Raw genomic sequence first — 17,464 nt, 5'->3', positions numbered from 1 at the left:
CCAATCTTACTGTGGCGCAAATATCACCATCTCGTGAAAGGCGTTAACGGGGGCGTTCTCAATCTACTCCGTCAAGCAGCGCCTTCACCTTCGTTGCAATGGCCTGCCCCAGGGCTTCGTTGTTCTCGGGCGTAAAGTGAACGCCATCGAGACCCTGCGTGACGACATGCCTTCCTGCATCGAGAAATTCCACGCCTCGGGCCTTGGCGAGGGCTTCGTAATGGGCAGGCAAAGACGCGATCTTGGGCGCCGCATCGCCAAACTGTGCCGCGAGCCAAGGGCCGGGGATGTGCCCGAGCGGCGGCGGCGCGACGACCAGCATCTGTGGAGCAGGATAGGCCGTGCCGACCCCGCCCGCGCTGGATTTTACCTGACCGATCAATCTGGCCATACCGAGCGCAATGTCATGAGGCGTGCGTCGGTAAGCACTCTTGGCGTCGTTCGTGCCGAGCATGACGATCACCAGATCGAGGGGGAGATGGCTGGCGAGCGCTGTAGGGAGATAGGCGGACCCATCGAGGCGCGCATCGTTGGGATCGGCAATCGATGTCGTACGCGCGCTCAGCCCTTCTTCAATCACCCGATAAGAATCTCCAAGGCACCGCGCCATCACGCCGGGCCAGCGCTGCTCGGCGGCGTAACGCGTGGTGGGCGTTCCTTCAGGGACGGGCACCCAGCCCCAGGTCAGGGAATCGCCGAAACAGAGGATTTGTCTGAGAGCCATGTCATAGGTTCCGGGCAAGAGGAGATCATCGCTGCATCGAGATGCTAGGCGCTATCGTCATCGGGCAGAACCTCTTTTTCTCGGTCCCCGAAGCAGGGATGCGGAGGTTTCGTTACCCTGAAATACCATTTTTCCGTGCTTTCCTGGCCCCGAATAACCGAAACGGCTTTCTCGGTCCAAAACATAATCAGATGCTTCGATTCCAGTCCCCGCAACGCACCGCGCCCTTTGCCCAAGCGGGAAAAGGCTTCCTTCCCTGAAAAACAGGACTTTTTATTTCTCACACAAGGAATAGTTTTGAGTAGTTATTTGGGTAGAAATTTTTTCACCAATCCGTAGTCGCAAAGCCACAATGAATGACAAATTATGTTGCCTTCTTGAGACAATTATCATTTCAAAATAAAAAGATAGTGCTGGAACGACATTGCCTCTCGGGGCCCTTCAAAAGGATGGGTTATGGACCTGCTTCGCCATCTTTCACGCCATTTCCGCAAATCGCTAACAGCTGCCGCTCTGACCTTTCTCGCCACGGCCGCGATGCAGGAACCGGCCCGTGCCGAAATCGCCCTGTTCAAGACGGCTTCCAACCCTTGGCTACAAGGCGTCAACCTGTCAGGGCTCATCGAAGGCGGCATCATGGCCAATCCGGCCCGCCCCGATAACGGCATCAATTTCGGCAATTTTCTGGGCGACCATGCCAATCAGGCGCAGCTGAACGAGATCAGTCTCACTCTCTCAAAGGCGATCGATCCAAGCAAGTCCGAATTTCAGGTCGGGTTCATGCTCGAAGCGCTTTACGGCTCCGATGCCCGTTATTACCATCTGCTCGGCCTGTCGAACAAAATGACGAGCGACCGCTATCAGCTTCTTCCGGCTCAGGCCCATATCGACGTTCATGCGCCGATATTCTCCAAGGGCGGCATCGACATGCAGGCGGGCATCCTGCCAGCCCCCATGGGTGTCGAGGTGCTCGATCCGACGCTGCGCCCCTTCTATTCCCTGGCCTATACATCGCAGTATTCCGTGCCGTTCGAGCATCTCGGTGCCATGTTCCACTGGCATGTCACCCCGATGATCGACTTCAATTTCGGTGTCGATACCGGCAACCAGACCACATGGGGCCGCAACGACAACAACAATGCCGCCGCCGGCTATTTCGGGTTCAACCTGAACGGTCTCGCCCATGGCAAGCTGAACATTGCCGAACTGTCCCGCGTGGGTCCTGAAAACGCTGTTGCGGCGCTCGGCCCGCGTGCCAACACGGCACAACGCTGGTGGAATGACATTGCGGCCTTCTATACGGTCAGTGACAAGCTCAGCCTGACCGGCGAATTCAACTTCCTGCATGATGACGGTCTGCGCGCCGAGACCTGGAGCGTTGTCACTTTCGCTGCCTACAAGATCACCCCGAGCCTGACCTTCAATTATCGCGGCGAACTCTATCGCGATAACAGCGGCATGTTCGTCGTCAACTTCCTGACGAACCAGGCTTACATGAATGCCTTCCTCGGCGGCTATGCGCCCGTGCAGACGGCGCCTGCCACCACCTATGGCGCACTCACACTGGGCGTCACCTACCGCCCCGATCTGGGTCATGGCATTCGCGTTTTTGCCCTGCGTCCCGAGATCCGCTTCGACCGCTCGCTCAACGGCACCTCTCCGTTCAACGATGGGCGCAACACCGGCATGTTCACCTTCGGTGGCGATGCCATGATCGGTTTCTGACGCCGGGTTCAAGAGACAAAAAAAGCGCAGTCCCCGTTCTGGGGCTGCGCCTTTTTTTCATGACATCAGCGCCAGTCAGAGCGCAGCGAGAAGCGCATCGACATCACGGGATTCGGTCGCCCAACAGGTAACGAGACGTATCAGGACGCCTTCAAGACCCGGCGGGTTGGTCCAGCGATAGAATTCATATCCCTGAGCTTCGAGCGCCGCCACACCGCGCTCGGGCAACACGACGAAAACCTCGTTTCCCTGCACCTCGAAAGGCAAAGCCGCCACCGGGTGACGGCGCAAACCATGAGCCAGACGCTGGGCCATGATGTTGGCATGGGCAGCATGACGCAGCCAGAGATCGTTTTCGAGCAGAGCCAGGATCTGGGCGCTGAGATAACGCTGCTTGGACCAGAGATGACCGCTACGCTTGATGCGACGCAGGAAATTCTTCGCCAGATCCTCACGGAAAATCATCACTGCCTCGGCAGCCATGCCGCCATTCTTGGTGCCCCCGAAGCTGATCATATCGAACCCGGCTTTCCAGCTCACATCGGCAGGGCGACACCCAAGTGCGGCAATCGCATTGCCCAGACGCGCGCCGTCAAGATGCGTGGCAAGCCCTGCCTCGCGCGCACGCGCCGCCAAAGCAGCCAACTGGTCGAGCGGATAGACCGTGCCCCACTCGGTGCTCTGCGTAAGAGAAAGCGTCTGAATCGGGCTGGTATGCACCCCGTGTCCGCCATTGCTGGTTAACACGCGGTCGAGATCGGAGAGCGCCATGCGTCCGTCATCAGAAGGGATCGGCACCAGCTTGGCACCATGCATGAAGAATTCCGGGGCACCGCCCTCGTCATTGGCGATATGAGCGCTCTGATCGCATACGACCGCACCGAAAGGATCGGTCGCCGCAGACAGGGCCAGACTATTGGCCGCCGTGCCGGTCGCGACCGGAAAAACCCAGACATCGTGCTCGAACACCTCACGCGCCAAAGCGGCGAGAGCAGCCGTCGTGGTGTCTTCTCCATAAGCAGTGGCAGAACCATGATTGACACGGTCGAGCGCGCTCATCACTTCAGGGCAGACAGGGGCGATGTTGTCACTCGCGAAGTTCTTGCGTATTGCCTCGGTCACGTCCGTTCCTCACTTCGTTTTCAGGCCCCGCCTCGGTTTTTCGCCCGGCCTGGCCCCCTTGTCACAGGAATCTCCCGCATGAAACACGATCCGGCGCTGTCAGGAAAGCTCATCGACGGCAAGGCCATTGCCCGCCGCCTGACGGATCGTGTCAAGGCAGAGGCCGAAGCACTGCGGGAGCGCACGGGCAAGATACCCGGGCTTGCCGTGGTGCTGGTGGGCAACGACCCGGCGAGTGAAGTCTATGTGAAGAACAAGGCCATTCAGACCCATCGTGCCGGGATGCGTTCTTTCATGCACATGCTGCCCGAAACGACCGAGCAGGACGAGCTGCTGGAGCTGATCGCCCGGCTCAATGCCGATCCGCAGATCCATGGCATTCTCGTGCAGCTGCCCCTGCCGGCCCAGCTCGACCCGATAGCAGTAACCAACGCCATTGCGCCGGAGAAAGATGTCGATGGTCTGGGCGAGGTCAATGCCGGTCGTCTGAGCCTCGGTATCGACGGACTCGTACCCTGCACGCCTCTGGGCTGCCTGATGCTGCTGAAGGAGACCTTGTCCGATCTGCGCGGTCTGCACGCCGTGGTGATCGGTGCGTCGAGTCTCGTCGGCAAGCCCATGGCCCAGCTTCTGCTCAAGGAGGGCTGCACGGTTTCGGTCGGTCATATCGACACAAGAGACCCAAAGGGCCTCGCCCGTGAAGGCGATATTCTGGTGGTCGCCACGGGCAAGAACGGTCTGGTGCGTGGCGACTGGGTCAAGCCCGGAGCGACGGTGATCGATGTGGGTATCACCCGCATCTCGCTGCCAGACGGCAAGACGCGCCTTGTCGGCGATGTCGCTTTCGACGAAGTTGCCCCCATTGCAGGCCATATCACCCCGGTGCCGGGTGGTGTCGGCCCCATGACCATTGCCTGCCTGCTGCACAACACGCTTCAGGCCGCCCGCACCGTGCTGGAACGCCCCGAAGCATGAGCCGCATTGCCATCGAACTGATCCCGCGGGATACGGAAAGCCTGAATACCGATCTAGCCCTGCTGCGCCAGATCGCCCCGGAAGTCGAGACGATCAATCTCCCTGACCTGCTGCGCCTGCCACTCCGCTCATGGGAGGGGGCCGCCCTGGCACAGAATCACGGCTATACGGCGATCCCTCATATCCGCGCCATCGACATCGCGCCCGAAGCGCCTCTTCCCTGTGCGGAGCAGGAAGGCATCGGCGAGGTGCTGGTTATCGCCGGAGACCCACCGCCAGACGCAACGCACCGCACCTGGCCCAATAGCTCGGCACAGATCATCGCACGCTACCGCCGCGAAGCGCCGCATCTGACCGTCTATGCCGCCTTCGACCCATATCGCCGCGCGCCTTGGCAGGAACTCGAAGACCTGAAGCAAAAGCGCGATGCAGGCGCTGCCGGGTTCTTCACCCAGCCGCTTTTCGACCAGCGCATGTTCGAACTCAGCGCTTCATGGCTCGAAAAGGACCGCGTCTTCTGGGGAATCTCCCCAGTTATCGGGCCGAAATCCCGCGCCTATTGGGAGAGGGTCAATCATGTGGTGTTCCCTCATGATTTCGATCCGAGCCTTGACGCCAACCTTGTCTTCGCACGCAGGATGCTGACCGAAATTCGTGCCAGAGGCGAAGACGCCTATCTCATGCCCCTACGCGTCGCGCTCGATTCCTATCTCGGACCGCTGAGCGACCTGCTGAAAGGCTGAGCCGCGCTCAGCCGGGCGTCTGCCCCGCCTGGGTTTCCCTTATCACTTCGTGAATGAAAGCCAGTTTGCGCCTGATGCTGGCCGTCAGCACGAAGGGATAGAAATCCTGCAATCCCATGGAGCGGTTGAGGCTATTCACGGCCATGCTCAGCGGCAACCAGGCGCTCATGATTTCGTCGAAACCGAGCGTGAGATAAGGATCTCCTCCGACCGCCGGAGCAGAGAATTGCGGCGCAGAGGGCGTAAGCGGCGCGATGGCGATGCCGTAAAGCCAGGCCGTTTCGAGGGTCGAGACGATATGCAGATAATGCGCCCAGGTCTCGGCGAAATCCTCCCACGGGTGTGAGGCGGCATAGACGCTTACATGATCGGCCTGCCAGTCATCCGAAGCTGGCTTGGCATAATGGGCCTTGAGCGCCTCCTGATAATCCTGTCGGTCATCGCCAAAGACGGCACGGCATCGTTCCAGCCTGCCGCCATCGCGAATGAGCAGATTCCAGTAGTAATGGCCTATCTCGTGCCGGAAATGGCCGAGCAGAGTCCGGTAATATTCTCCCATCTCGACGCGCATGCGCTCGCGCTGGTCGTCATCGGCCTCGCTGATGGCGAGCGTGATCAGACCATTGGCGTGACCGGTCATGACCTTGCCAGAGCCATCGAGGGCAAATTCCAGAAAATCGAAAGCGAGTCCGTTTTCGGGGTCGTCGCGCCGGTTCACGATCGGCAATTTAAGACGGATCAAGGCATGAAACAGACGATGCTTTGCGATCTCGATCTTGCGCCAGCGTTCGAGATTACGCGCATCGTTGAGATCAGGGATAAAACGGTTGAACTGACAGGCATAGCAGAGCGATCCCCTGGCACTCTCTTCGGGGCTCAGCAACCAGTTGCAGGCGTCATAGGCGTGATTGGCGCAATAGCGTTGCTCCACACCTTCGAAGCCCGGCTCGAAGGCCAGCCACGCGCCTTGCTGAGGAGCAGGATCAAGGGCTGTAAGATCCGAAACCTTATGCAGGTAACCCACCGCATGATGACAGGATTCGCAGCGCGTGTTTTCAAAAAACAGGGGCTGGTTGCAGCATTCGCATGAGAAGAGTTTCACGAATCGATCATCCCGGTAACGATATCATCGGGAACCCCGTGTCAACGCTTTGGTTCCCTGTGAAGGTAATGCGCCTGCATCAACACGTCGAATTCGGCCACGCACTGGTCGAGAAGCCCCGAAACCGGCGCTGCCGTCTCGGGCGTGTCCGATGCCGCGAGCGGAATATGATTTTGCGCCGCAATCAGCCCCGATGTCGTATCGAAACCGACCCAGCCCTGATCGGGAATCCAGATTTCCGCCCAGGCATGCAGATCGCAGACGAGACGATCCGGGTCGGCCTGCAAGGCCGAGGGCTCTATCAGATAGCCTGACACGAAACGCGCTGCGTACCCCAGATGACGTGCCAGAGCGATCAGCAGCCACGCGCTGTCGCGACACGACCCTGCCTCGCGCGCCAGCGTCTCGCCCGGCACCCAGACGCCCGGCTCCATCCGGCGCATGTAGTGCAACCGGGTCGCTATGCGTCGTGCAAGCGTGGTCAGCCGTGACAAATGGGTTTCGGCGGGGAACGGCTCATCTTCATTCAGGAAAGGGCTCAGCACGGCTGCATCGGCAATCAGCCGGCGATAGGCTGGGTCATGCTGCCCGAACGCGGTTCGCGCGTCCACCGGGGTCTGGAGCGGGTCGTAGGGAGACAGATCGACGATCATGCTCACATCGACGATGAACTGTGCCATACGCTCGTCAAACACCACCTGCGACACCAGATTGTCATGCGCATCCTGCCCCCAGCTCAGACTGGCGTGATTGGGGCCTATGGTCAGGGCGTAAGTCGTCATGGCGTTGCGCATACGCAAAGGGGGCCGCAGACGAATGGTCTGGGGCCCGAGTGAGACCATCCGGTCATAGCTGTAGGAAGTACGATGATTGAGCAGAATCGGTTTGCTCATCTCCCTCGCCTCCCCGCACCAGACTTCATGACGATCTGTTCCTCTCCCCTCGTTCAAGCCCGGCCCTCGTTCACGTCATCGTAGCGACGCAGCGCGAAAGGCAACTCCGGATATCGGACAGGGTTATTGTGCTCGACTGAGCAAAACATTGCCCGACTGAGTCCTCTTCTCTGCCTGTGCCTGTTTTTTGTGTCTTGGCAAAGCGGAAAAACTGATAGTTTAATAAACAATCGTAACGTTCCACCGCAATACGCGCCACGTTATTGCAGGCTAAAGGTGAGAAGAAATGGCGTCAGACAATTCGCCACTCCACGAGGCGGGTATTTTCTCCACCTATGACAAACCCTCTTATTACTGCGAGCTGATGAATCGCGGGGCACCGTTGCCCGAGGCCCTGCAGGACGTGCAGGACAGACTCTCCCATCTCACCCTTACGGATCTGCGCGAGCGTACGGCGAATGCCGAAAACCTGCTCTGGCGTCTGGGCATTACCTTTACCGTCTATACCGAGCGCGAGGCGATAGACCGCATTCTGCCTTTCGACGTCATTCCCCGTCTTCTGACCGCAGAGGAATGGTCCTTCATCGAGCGCGGCGTGCAGCAGCGCGTCAAAGCCATCAATCTCTTTCTCTGGGACATCTATCACGACCGGCGCATTCTGGATGATGGCATCGTTCCGGCCGATCTGGTGCTGAATAACCCCAATTACTGCAAGGCAATGATCGGCGTCGATGTACCGGGTGGGGTCTATGTGCATATCAACGGCACCGACCTTATCCGGGACCGTTCAGGGCGCTTTCTTGTGCTCGAAGACAATGCCCGCACACCCTCGGGCGTATCTTACGTCATCGAAAACCGCCATATGATGCTGCGTCTCATGCCCGATCTGGCCTCTGGCATGGCGCTGCGCTCGGTCGAGGATTACGGCGTGCGCCTGCATAAGGCGCTCTGCGACGTTGCCCCCGCCAGCGTCGCCGATCCGCAGGTCGTGCTTCTTTCGCCGGGTATCTACAACTCGGCCTATTTCGAGCATGTCTTTCTGGCACGAGAGATGGGCGTGCCCCTCGTCGAGGGACGCGATCTGGTGGTGAAGGACCATCATGTCTTCATGCGTACGGTGGCGGGGCTTCGCCCTGTGCATTCGATCTATCGTCGCATCGACGATGCGTTTCTCGACCCGCTCGCTTTCAATCCCGAAAGTCTTCTGGGCGTACCGGGGCTGGTCGACGCCTATTGTCGAGGCAATGTAACGCTTGCCAATGCGTTGGGCACCGGCGTTGCCGATGACAAGGCGGTCTACGCCTATATGCCCCGCATCATCCGCTATTATCTGGGTGAAGACCCTGTTCTCGACAGTGTCGAGACCCATATCTGCGCCGAGCCGGAAGGGCTCGCTTTCACCCTCGAGAATCTGGCGTCTCTTGTCGTCAAACCTGTGGGTGATTCTGGCGGATACGGGCTGATTATCGGCCCTCACGCCACTGAAGACGAACTCGAAGCCTTTCGCGAAAAGCTGCTCGAAAACCCGTCCAACTATATTAGCCAGCCCGTCATCGACCTGTCTGTCGTGCCGACGCTTTGCCCGGCAGGTGTCGAGGCGCGCCATGTCGATCTGCGCCCCTTTGCCGTGACGGGAAAATCGACCTGGGTGCTGCCCGGCGGGCTGTCTCGCGTCGCCCTGCGCAAGGGGTCTCTGGTCGTAAATTCTTCTCAGGGTGGGGGGTCGAAAGACACCTGGGTGATGTCGAAATGAGCCGCTTCAATCCGCATATGGCCGGGATGCTGCCCGACCTCAATACCCTGCTCTCACGCTACGCCGAAAACATGATGTGGCTCGCCCGCTATATGGAGCGGATCGAGAACCTCGCCCGGGTTCTCGAAGTCACCGAGGCCTTCGTACGCGGCGCGGATGGCAAACCCGTCTGGGACTCGATCGTGCAGATCAATTCTGACGAGGAACGCTTCCGTGCGCTTTATCCGGCGGCGAAGGAAGAGGATTATCTGCGCTTTTATGTCACCGATGGCGCCAATCCGAGTTCGATCAAGGCCATGGCGCAATGCGTGCGCGAGAATGCCCGCTCGGCTCGCCCCCTGATCTCCACTGAAATGTGGATGCAGCTCAACGTCTTCACGCGCTGGGTACTCGACCTCGATGTCAGCGACATACGCCGGACCGGTCTTTCGACACTCTGCAACCGTATCAAACAGGATTGCCAGTCTCACGCCGGGGTCACCGAAGGCACGCTCTATCGAGATCAGGCCTGGCTATTCTACCTGCTTGGTCGCCACCTCGAACGCAGCGACCAGATTACGCGGCTGATCGACACGCGCTATCACTTGCTTCTGCCCGATGCCTCAGAGGTCGGATCGGAAATCGACATGACGCAGTGGGCCTCGGTCCTGCGTTCGGCAGCCGCCTATCACGCCTTTCGCCGCCTCAAGCCGGTCACTACGACGCCGGCCAATGTGGTCGGGTTTCTGCTCAAGAACGAGGGCTTCCCTCGCTCTCTTGCCTTGAATCTCCGACACGCCGATTCCGTGCTGGGCGCGCTCTCAACGCATTACAACCTGCGCCGCCAATGCTCAGACGTGCAAGAAAGGCTTTCCGAGCTCCGCGCCATGCTCGAAGATCAGACGGCTGAAGAGATCATTATTCGCGGTCTTCATGAATGTATGCACTGGATCCAGGACCAGATCGAAGCCTGCCAGAACGGCCTCGCCGCGGCCTATTGGCCGCCTGCGGAGCCGCAACCTGGCATTACACACTCACAATCGCAGTAAACGGGGCTCTGCCTCGCCCCCGGAAAGGGGCTTACCCCTTTCATCCCGTCAATCGGGTCTCCAAAGGGCGACTGCCCTTTGGCGGGTGCAGGGCAGCGCCCTGCATCATCTTAATCAGCCTTCGGAATCGTCTTCTTGCTCTTCGGGAGACGTCATCATGGCATCCGCCACCACACCGGACTGCTCGCGAATGCGACGCTCGATATCGGCGGCCATTTCGGGATGATCGCGCAGGAACTGCTTGGCGTTTTCACGACCCTGACCGACGCGGGTGCTATCGTAAGAGAACCAGGCGCCCGATTTCTCGACAATATTGGCCTTCACGCCGAGATCGATCAGTTCGCCCACCTTGCTGATGCCTTCGCCATACATGATGTCGAACTCGACCTGCCGGAAAGGCGGGGCCATCTTGTTCTTGACCACTTTCACACGGGTCTGGTTGCCCACCACCTCGTCACGGTCCTTGATCGAACCGATACGGCGGATGTCGAGGCGAACCGAGGCGTAGAACTTGAGCGCATTGCCACCGGTCGTGGTCTCGGGATTGCCGAACATCACGCCGATCTTCATGCGGATCTGGTTCAGGAAGATGATCATGGTGTTCGAGCGCGAGACGGTGCCGGTCAGCTTGCGCAGGGCCTGGCTCATCAGACGGGCATGCAAGCCGACATGGCTGTCGCCCATATCGCCCTCGAGTTCGGCGCGCGGCACCAGAGCGGCCACGGAATCGACCACCAGCACATCGACGGCACCGGAGCGCACGAGCGTATCGGCAATTTCGAGCGCCTGCTCACCGGCATCGGGCTGGCTGAGCAGCAGGTTATCGACATCCACGCCCAGCTTGCGGGCATAGCCGGGGTCGAGCGCGTGCTCGGCATCGATAAAGGCGCAGGTGCCACCCTTTTTCTGGGCTTCGGCAATGGCATGCAGGGCCAGAGTCGTCTTGCCCGAGCTTTCGGGACCGTAGATCTCGATGATACGACCGCGCGGCAGACCGCCGATACCGAGACCGATATCGAGACCCAGCGAACCGGTCGAAATGACGTCTGCCTGTTCCTTGGGGCGTTGCCCCATACGCATGATCGAGCCCTTGCCGAAAGCACGTTCGATCTGGCTCAGCGCACCCTCGAGTGCTTTCGTCCTGTCTACGCTCATGTCCTGTCCTCCGCTCGCATCAGTCTCGCCGAACTCCGTCGGAACGGCAATCGGGCGCGAGGCGATTCGTGTTGATCGTTCACTTTTGTTCTGGGGAACATATCATGATCATCGCCCCTTTGCACAAGGGCCCACAAAGAAAAATGCCCCCTCTCTCGAGGGGGCATGAAGCCATGTCCTGATCAGTTGTTTACGCTACCGACCGAAAGGCCGCCACCGCGAGGGTCTGTGTCGCCGTGACACGTATCGCTCTTGCAGAGCGAGGCGTTTACACGACCCTGCCCTTCATGCGGCACTTCCGTGCCCGATACGGCTGCACGGGTGGCCGTAGCCAGCGCGTCGGCGGCGTCGTTCTGGCCAGAACTGGCCAGAGCCGCCACTAGGGAGCCACGCCGCTGCACGATGGCTGCGCTCAGCAACGGTGCCGGGTAACGTCCTGGCGATGCCGCCAGAAGCACACCCGTACCATCGGCCATGCGCCCGGTGCCGAACAGGTTGTTATTGGTCAGGGCACAGGCTACCGCGCCCCCCTTGTTGTCGGTCACGACAAAGGAAGTCGAAGCCGGAAGGGCAGGCAGGGAGCCAGAGCGGCTGGAGCCGGCATTGACCAGCGTCTGCGCCGCGCTCAGCAGAGCGTCACCACTGAGGCCATGCCGGTCTTCGCTACGCCATGTCGCCACGACACCCTGCGCCGAAGCACCGGTGTGGAACGCGGCCGCAGCGCCGATTCCGCCATCGGCCGGAGGCGGCAGGAACGAGGCCGTATAACCATCCTGCTCAACCTGAAGGGCGGCAAGCTGCATCGGCATCGCCGAGCGCATCGACGCTGTGGAAAGCCCGGCACCCGCCTTGTTGGCCCCTTCGACGAAGATACCGCCAAGCGCACCATTATAAAGATCGCCCACGCCGAGATTGGTCATGCGCTCAAGGAAGCTGGCGAGCTGGGGCTGAACCATGGAGTCGCCATTCTGGAGCGGAGATCCATCAGGACGGCTGAACACGGTATGGGCCGCATCATCCGCAAAAAGCGGCGCCTGCACCGCCGCAATATCCTGCGCCAGAACGCGGCTGACCGTTGAACCGCCACGCGCCAGACGCACAGACGGGCCAAGCAGATCGGCGAATTCGACGGTGCCATAGCGAAGCTGCATGGTGAACAGACCGCGCGGCGTCATCGGAATGGCTGCCTGACGGGTCGCCGGGGCTGCCGGCGCCGCTAAAGGCAGGAAGACAAAGCCCTGCGGGGCCTCGCGGCCGCGACTGACGAGGCAGGCCCCGCCACCGCCAAGTGAGGCGCGCGAGGGCAGCGTGACCGCAAGCGCCATACCGACCGCGGCGGCAGCATCGGCGGCGTTACCGCCATGCACCAGCACATCGCGTCCGACCAGCGCCGCACGCGGTTCATCGGCCACCACAGTGCCGATATAACCGGTGACGATCGGTGTGGTCTTGCCGAACAGGCTATGGCCGATATGCGCGACATCGCTGCACCCGGCCAGAAGCGCTGCCGCAGTCAGGGCGCAAGCCGAGCGCGAACCCGCCTTGCGCATGATGCGCTCTGCGGGGCGACAGGGGGCGTTCGTCCAACGATGCGCCACGTGCGGTGTCTCCATGACCCGGCAAGCCTCTTCTCTTCTGTTCCGCAGGACCTGTCTTCGCAGCCGAAGACGCAACCCTTCGGAAATTGGGTTCGTTAACGCATCTAACCGTGATCAGGACGATGGGCAACCTGCCAGACGCGTCCCGGTTTTGCGAAATCGCCCTCTCTGTCTTATGCAGAAGCTCCTCTTCTCCCGCCTTGCAGGATCGCTCTCATGACCCGCCCGACCCGCGCCCGGCTTGCCGGTGCCTTTCTCGCCCTCGGTCTGACCGCATCGGCCAGCGTTCCCGCCTTCGCCGAGCCTGCGACCAGCTTCACCCCGCAACAGCGGGCGGAGATCGTCTCCATCCTGCGTCAGGCGCTCAAGGATGACCCCAGCATTCTGAGCGACGCCATCGTTGCGCTGCGTCAGGGCGCACAGCAGAAGGCGAGCGACGACGCGCTTTCTCACGTCAAATCCGATCGTGAGCGCCTCCAGAAAGGCCCGGACTACACCGTTCGCGGCAACCCGAACGGCGATCTGACGATCGTGGAGTTTCTCGACCCACGCTGTGGCTATTGCCGCAGCATGGTGCCGGTCGTCGATGCCCTGCTCAAGGCCGACCCGAAACTGCGCCTCGTTGAAAAAATCGTCCCGGTTCTGAGTGAAAAGAGCGTGCTCGACACCCAGGCCATTTTCGCCGCCGCCCTTCAGGGGGGCTATGATAAGATGAAGCGCGCCCTGATGCAGGATACAGCACCGCCGACTCTCGATCGCATTCGCCAGCTTGCCACAGCCAACGGCCTGAGCGCCGACAAGCTGGTCGCCGATATGCACGCCTCAAGCGTTGCAGCCCAGATCAATGAGAACCTCGCCGAAGCCCGCCTGATCGGCCTCGACGGCACGCCCACTTTCGTGTTCGGCACCAGCGCCATCATCCCCGGCGCCGTCTCGGCAGAAGAAATGCGCGCCCAGATCAAAAACGCACGCGCCGCTCACTGAACCTTGGCGGGCGCTGTCACTACAGGGCCGCACCATCCGGCGATCTCTGGCAAATAGACGAAGTCCGGATCGTGATTCGTAGCCTGCCACACTGGTTGTGGCGGGCTGTGGACCAGGAGGGTTATATCTTCGCCCATATCCTGAAGACCCACCGGAATACCAGATCAACCAAGAGTCTGCTGACCCTCCTTCTGAAACAGCAGGGCCACCACCCCATGCGGACGATCGCCTACAAGCTGAAATCGTATGGATCAGACAGACGAAACATGCGCTTTTCCGTGCAGCACCTTTCACACGCGGGACTAAACAACCAAACGGAGGCAGCCTTCTGCCCCTGCGTAAACGCAAGAGCGTCATTCAGAGATTCCGCTCGCTGGGCAGATGTCAACGCTTTGTCAGCTCCTTACGCGCAATCCGTGATCGCTGCGCACGCTTCGACTACCACAGCTCTTTCGCGTCATATTCGCCAGATCAAAGCTTTCACCCATTAAAACAGCGGGAATAGATTATTCATTTTTCGGCTATTTCCCGTCACGGGAATCGTCTTCATCCGATAATTTCCGAGCAAGGAAAAATCTTGTTTCACATTCTTTGAAATCGTTTTCGCTGAATGGGGAAATGCTTTCGTAGGATTTCCACATCCCTACTCCGCCAACACTTGTAATATAACAATCTCTCAGGATGAGCCATTCATCGTTTGTGAGAACGATAGAATTCCCTTCACTATTTAGAGGATAAATAGCGCTATCGACCTTTGATATAACAGGCATGAGTTCTTTGAATGTGAAACCATTTATCGCTTCAACGTCTCGCGCGTCATCAGGATCGAGAACGCTCGTCATAAGAATATACCTTATAATAAGTATATCTCTAGGACTGAGGGTTAACGTGACCAACTTATCCTGGCTCATTATTCCTTTACCTTCTTCATCAGCCATTCTTTCCCAGCTTCAGGGCGAACTGTTGTCCCAAAATTGCCATCATTTGCCCCAGGTTTAGGCTGAAACAAAGTTGCCTGTTGGTTCTTGTTATCCCAGACACCCAGAGTGTCACGAGGCATATCTTCAAAAACTTCGTATCTTTCGGGATGACTCAAGGCATTTGTAAGCGTTTCCTTAATATATCGCGCTATGTCTGAAACGCTATTGATTCCCACTTTACTTAGGCTGAAATTTGGATATTTTGCATCGTTTATGTGCTTAGCGGAATGTTGCGCATTAGTATTTGCTATATGTTCGATAGCATGTTCTTTGCCAGTACTATCTACAATCTTTGTGGGCTTTCCGCTACTCGTGTGGCCAGTGCTGGTTTCGCGCACAAACCGTGATTCCAGAATCATGCCAGCTCGCCCGAGCATAGCCGCGCCACCAACCAGAACGAGATCTGCGGCAACCAGTACCTCTCCGGCAGGGGTGACCAAAAGGCCAGCGCCTACTGCCAAGGTAACAGATGCTGCCGCGAGTTTTAACCAATCGCTGGAATCTTTTGGAGAAAGATAGTCGAGAACATTGCCGACACCAGGCGTGATTTGTAGTTGTTCCCCAAGTTGCCGAATACTGTCGAATGTCATTCCCATCAGGGAATGACTGGATATCGCTAGATTACTGAGGAGATTTGAAGCCGATGCGGAAAGCCCATCAACGTCAACTCCATAGTATCGGGACACAAATTCCTGGACAATCCGTTGACCACTGGCGCTATGTACTATGTCGTAAGTGATGTCACTTTGCTTTGCCCCGTGTGCGAGGCGATCCACATACTGAGCACGCTGCTCTGATGAAAGATCATGCCCTAAAATAGTGTTCGCGTAGTGATTTGCAGAGTCACCACCGTGGACTTGCGCTATCGGACCACGCGCACCTTGTACCGTCCCACCTCGACGCAGGTAGTCTACAAAATCACCGACCTGTTTAGCATTTGGCTCAATGCCTCCTGCATCGCGGTAAGCTTGGCGGATTGCATCAGGCCCATGTACGTTGACGATGGGGTCGCGCATGCCCTGAACCGTGCCACCGCGATGCAGGTAATCCATAAACCCGAACACCTGGTCGCCATTCGGTTCAATCCCTCCCCAGTCGCGGTAAGCATGACGGATTGCGTCTGGCCCATGTACGTTGACGATGGGATCGCGCATGCCCTGAACCGTGCCACCGCGATGCAAATAGTCCATAAACCCGGACACTTGGTCGCCATTCGGTTCGATACCTCCCCAGTCGCGATAAGCATGACGAATTGCGTCTGGCCCATGTACGTTGACGATGGGATCGCGCATGCCCTGAATTGTGCCACCGCGATGCAGGTAGTCCATAAACCCGGACACTTGGTCGCCATTTGGTTCGATCCCTCCCCAATCGCGGTAAGCATGACGGATTGCGTCTGGCCCATGTACGTTGACGATGGGATCGCGCATACCCTGAACCGTACCACCGCGATGCAAATAGTCCATAAACCCGGACACTTGGTCGCCATTCGGTTCAATACCTCCCCAGTCGCGGTAAGCATGACGGATTGCGTCTGGCCCATGCACGTTGATTACTGAGTCGAGCGCACCCTGAACGGTACCACCACGATGCAGATAGTCTACGAAATCGGATACCTGTTTAGCATTTGGCTCAATGCCTCCTGCATCGCGGTACGCTTGCCGTATCGCGTCTGCTTCATTGGTGAGCCCCGATCTAACGTCTTGAAGTGTGGTCTCACCTCTGCCTAGGCTATCTTGCTTTGCTCGGATCCAAGGCTCATCGCTGGAGTTAGGTGGCCTATCTAGGACCTCTGCTATAATCCTTGAAAAAATCTCATGAGCCTCTTGCGTATGCGCCAAAAGTTCTTTCAGTCGACTTTCAAACTCATGAGAACCTACGGCTAATGTTTCAGTTAATTGGTGTGCCGGAGATATATCACTATCGACACTGTTTCTTCCGAATACTTTATTAGTTATTTCATCCAATGTTGATTTCATGTATTCCGTGAGAAGTGGTTGCCATTCTCCATATTTATTCTGGAACGTAGCAATATTATGCCCATCTGGCGCTATGATATACTCGTGAGTGTGACCATGCACAGTAATAGTGGTGGATGGAATATCTTTTAGTGTCGCGGAAGGCTTTATCTTTGTCGTCCCCTTAAAGTGATTCACATCATATTTAGGGATCGCTATAGTTTCGCCATCTGATATTGGAACATAGTCATCGTTCCCGCCTCCACCAATTGTAGTTCCTGACCCATCTAGAAATCCACCTGGATCACCATGGACCGTGATCGTCTCGTCGTAAGTAGCTGAACGAAGCAATCTCGAATGCACGCTGCTATCGATTGCAACGTCACTTTCTTTACCGCTGTCATGTTGACTCTCCTCAATATCCAATAGGGAGGTTACGGCCTCGACCTCCGGTGAAGTCGTTACGGGATCCGTAGCAGAAATATACTGAGGAACGAGAGGGGGCGTAGCCTCGGCTGCACTATCATGGGATGCCATAACAGCAGCCACAGTCCGGATGGCTGTTTCTTCGCTGATGAACTGTAGTTTAGGAAGGGTATCTTCTTCTCTGCTTCGGTCAGAGACGGTCGCGTTGCCAGAGGTGGCGATAAGCTCGGCCATGGCGTGACCCGCCACGCTCTTCGGCTGTGTTGTGTCACTGCCTGATGGAGAGGGGCCGGAGCCT

15 protein-coding genes are annotated in these 17,464 nt (G+C 58.3%); 7 read left to right on the top strand and 8 right to left on the bottom strand.

The annotated features are described in order from the left end of the window. Window positions 1–58 precede the first annotated feature (58 nt). Complete coding sequence (locus ABHV46_RS11190) at window positions 59–724, bottom strand: SGNH/GDSL hydrolase family protein (protein WP_438381533.1); 666 nt, start codon at window positions 722–724, stop codon at window positions 59–61. 537 nt (window positions 725–1,261) lie between these two features. Between ABHV46_RS11190 and ABHV46_RS11185 the strand changes: the two genes are divergently transcribed. Next, window positions 1,262–2,449 (top strand): outer membrane beta-barrel protein, encoded by a 1,188-nt coding sequence (locus ABHV46_RS11185; protein WP_438384372.1) that lies wholly within the window; start codon window positions 1,262–1,264, stop codon window positions 2,447–2,449. 75 nt (window positions 2,450–2,524) lie between these two features. On the opposite strand, the gene ABHV46_RS11180 is transcribed toward ABHV46_RS11185, so the two are convergent. After that, window positions 2,525–3,571, bottom strand: a complete 1,047-nt coding sequence (locus tag ABHV46_RS11180) for a threonine aldolase family protein (protein ID WP_438381532.1) — start codon at window positions 3,569–3,571, stop codon at window positions 2,525–2,527. Between the two features lie 78 nt (window positions 3,572–3,649). Here ABHV46_RS11180 and folD point away from each other — a divergent pair, with 78 nt between their 5' ends. Then, window positions 3,650–4,546: a bifunctional methylenetetrahydrofolate dehydrogenase/methenyltetrahydrofolate cyclohydrolase FolD gene (gene folD / locus ABHV46_RS11175; protein ID WP_438381531.1), complete on the top strand. Its 897-nt coding sequence runs from the start codon at window positions 3,650–3,652 to the stop codon at window positions 4,544–4,546. Further along, entirely contained in the window at window positions 4,543–5,289 is a 747-nt protein-coding gene (locus ABHV46_RS11170) for a methylenetetrahydrofolate reductase (protein WP_438381530.1), read from the top strand. The genes folD and ABHV46_RS11170 overlap by 4 nt, the downstream gene beginning before the upstream one ends. 7 nt (window positions 5,290–5,296) lie before the next feature. On the opposite strand, the gene ABHV46_RS11165 is transcribed toward ABHV46_RS11170, so the two are convergent. Both ABHV46_RS11165 and ABHV46_RS11160 read right to left on the bottom strand, forming a co-directional pair. Further along, window positions 5,297–6,391, bottom strand: coding sequence for a zinc-binding metallopeptidase family protein (locus tag ABHV46_RS11165; protein ID WP_438381529.1), 1,095 nt, complete (start codon window positions 6,389–6,391; stop codon window positions 5,297–5,299). Between the two features lie 41 nt (window positions 6,392–6,432). Next, window positions 6,433–7,284, bottom strand: a complete 852-nt coding sequence (locus ABHV46_RS11160) for a transglutaminase family protein (RefSeq protein WP_438381528.1) — start codon at window positions 7,282–7,284, stop codon at window positions 6,433–6,435. Window positions 7,285–7,570: 286 nt separating this feature from the next. Here ABHV46_RS11160 and ABHV46_RS11155 point away from each other — a divergent pair, with 286 nt between their 5' ends. Further along, on the top strand, window positions 7,571–9,037 hold the full coding sequence (locus ABHV46_RS11155; protein ID WP_336946009.1) for a circularly permuted type 2 ATP-grasp protein: 1,467 nt from the start codon (window positions 7,571–7,573) through the stop codon (window positions 9,035–9,037). 26 nt (window positions 9,038–9,063) lie between these two features. Then, on the top strand, window positions 9,064–10,065 hold the full coding sequence (locus ABHV46_RS11150) for an alpha-E domain-containing protein (protein WP_438384370.1): 1,002 nt from the start codon (window positions 9,064–9,066) through the stop codon (window positions 10,063–10,065). Between the two features lie 114 nt (window positions 10,066–10,179). Here ABHV46_RS11150 and recA read toward each other — a convergent pair whose 3' ends face one another. Both recA and ABHV46_RS11140 read right to left on the bottom strand, forming a co-directional pair. Next, window positions 10,180–11,220, bottom strand: a complete 1,041-nt coding sequence (gene recA / locus ABHV46_RS11145; RefSeq protein WP_336946007.1) for a recombinase RecA — start codon at window positions 11,218–11,220, stop codon at window positions 10,180–10,182. A gap of 182 nt (window positions 11,221–11,402) precedes the next feature. Next, a complete protein-coding gene (locus ABHV46_RS11140) occupies window positions 11,403–12,833 on the bottom strand; it encodes a gamma-glutamyltransferase (protein WP_438381527.1) in 1,431 nt (476 codons plus the stop codon). Between the two features lie 201 nt (window positions 12,834–13,034). On the opposite strand from ABHV46_RS11140, the gene ABHV46_RS11135 reads away from it, so the two are divergent. Further along, window positions 13,035–13,802, top strand: a complete 768-nt coding sequence (locus tag ABHV46_RS11135; protein ID WP_438381526.1) for a DsbA family protein — start codon at window positions 13,035–13,037, stop codon at window positions 13,800–13,802. Window positions 13,803–13,873: 71 nt separating this feature from the next. Next, the gene (locus ABHV46_RS11130) at window positions 13,874–14,293 is read left to right on the top strand and encodes a DDE-type integrase/transposase/recombinase (RefSeq protein ID WP_438381525.1); all 420 of its coding nucleotides are present in this window, start codon (window positions 13,874–13,876) and stop codon (window positions 14,291–14,293) included. Window positions 14,294–14,323: 30 nt separating this feature from the next. Here the strand turns inward: ABHV46_RS11130 and ABHV46_RS11125 are convergent, their stop codons facing one another. Next, window positions 14,324–14,740 carry a hypothetical protein gene (locus ABHV46_RS11125; protein WP_438381524.1) on the bottom strand — a complete coding sequence of 139 codons (417 nt, stop codon included), beginning with the start codon at window positions 14,738–14,740 and terminating at the stop codon, window positions 14,324–14,326. Next, window positions 14,713–17,400 carry a hypothetical protein gene (locus ABHV46_RS11120; protein WP_438381523.1) on the bottom strand — a complete coding sequence of 896 codons (2,688 nt, stop codon included), beginning with the start codon at window positions 17,398–17,400 and terminating at the stop codon, window positions 14,713–14,715. Before ABHV46_RS11120 ends, ABHV46_RS11125 begins: the two co-directional genes overlap by 28 nt. Between the last annotated feature and the right edge of the window lie 64 nt (window positions 17,401–17,464).

Source organism: Asaia sp. BMEF1 (genome assembly GCF_051628905.1).
Taxonomy (GTDB): Bacteria; Pseudomonadota; Alphaproteobacteria; order Acetobacterales; family Acetobacteraceae; genus Asaia.
This window is presented reverse-complemented; position numbering and strand designations above follow the sequence as displayed.

Excerpts from the sequence above, each read along its gene's own strand:
- ABHV46_RS11170 (WP_438381530.1), top strand. The coding sequence starts at position 4,543 with ATGAGCCGCATTGCCATCGAACTGATCCCGCGGGATACGGAAAGCCTG.
- ABHV46_RS11120 (WP_438381523.1), bottom strand. The coding sequence starts at position 17,400 with ATGGCCGAGCTTATCGCCACCTCTGGCAACGCGACCGTCTCTGACCGA.
- ABHV46_RS11150 (WP_438384370.1), top strand. The coding sequence starts at position 9,064 with ATGCTGCCCGACCTCAATACCCTGCTCTCACGCTACGCCGAAAACATG.
- ABHV46_RS11155 (WP_336946009.1), top strand. The coding sequence starts at position 7,571 with ATGGCGTCAGACAATTCGCCACTCCACGAGGCGGGTATTTTCTCCACC.
- folD (WP_438381531.1), top strand. The coding sequence starts at position 3,650 with ATGAAACACGATCCGGCGCTGTCAGGAAAGCTCATCGACGGCAAGGCC.
- recA (WP_336946007.1), bottom strand. The coding sequence starts at position 11,220 with ATGAGCGTAGACAGGACGAAAGCACTCGAGGGTGCGCTGAGCCAGATC.
- ABHV46_RS11140 (WP_438381527.1), bottom strand. The coding sequence starts at position 12,833 with ATGGAGACACCGCACGTGGCGCATCGTTGGACGAACGCCCCCTGTCGC.
- ABHV46_RS11125 (WP_438381524.1), bottom strand. The coding sequence starts at position 14,740 with ATGGCTGATGAAGAAGGTAAAGGAATAATGAGCCAGGATAAGTTGGTC.
- ABHV46_RS11190 (WP_438381533.1), bottom strand. The coding sequence starts at position 724 with ATGGCTCTCAGACAAATCCTCTGTTTCGGCGATTCCCTGACCTGGGGC.
- ABHV46_RS11135 (WP_438381526.1), top strand. The coding sequence starts at position 13,035 with ATGACCCGCCCGACCCGCGCCCGGCTTGCCGGTGCCTTTCTCGCCCTC.
- ABHV46_RS11185 (WP_438384372.1), top strand. The coding sequence starts at position 1,262 with ATGCAGGAACCGGCCCGTGCCGAAATCGCCCTGTTCAAGACGGCTTCC.
- ABHV46_RS11160 (WP_438381528.1), bottom strand. The coding sequence starts at position 7,284 with ATGAGCAAACCGATTCTGCTCAATCATCGTACTTCCTACAGCTATGAC.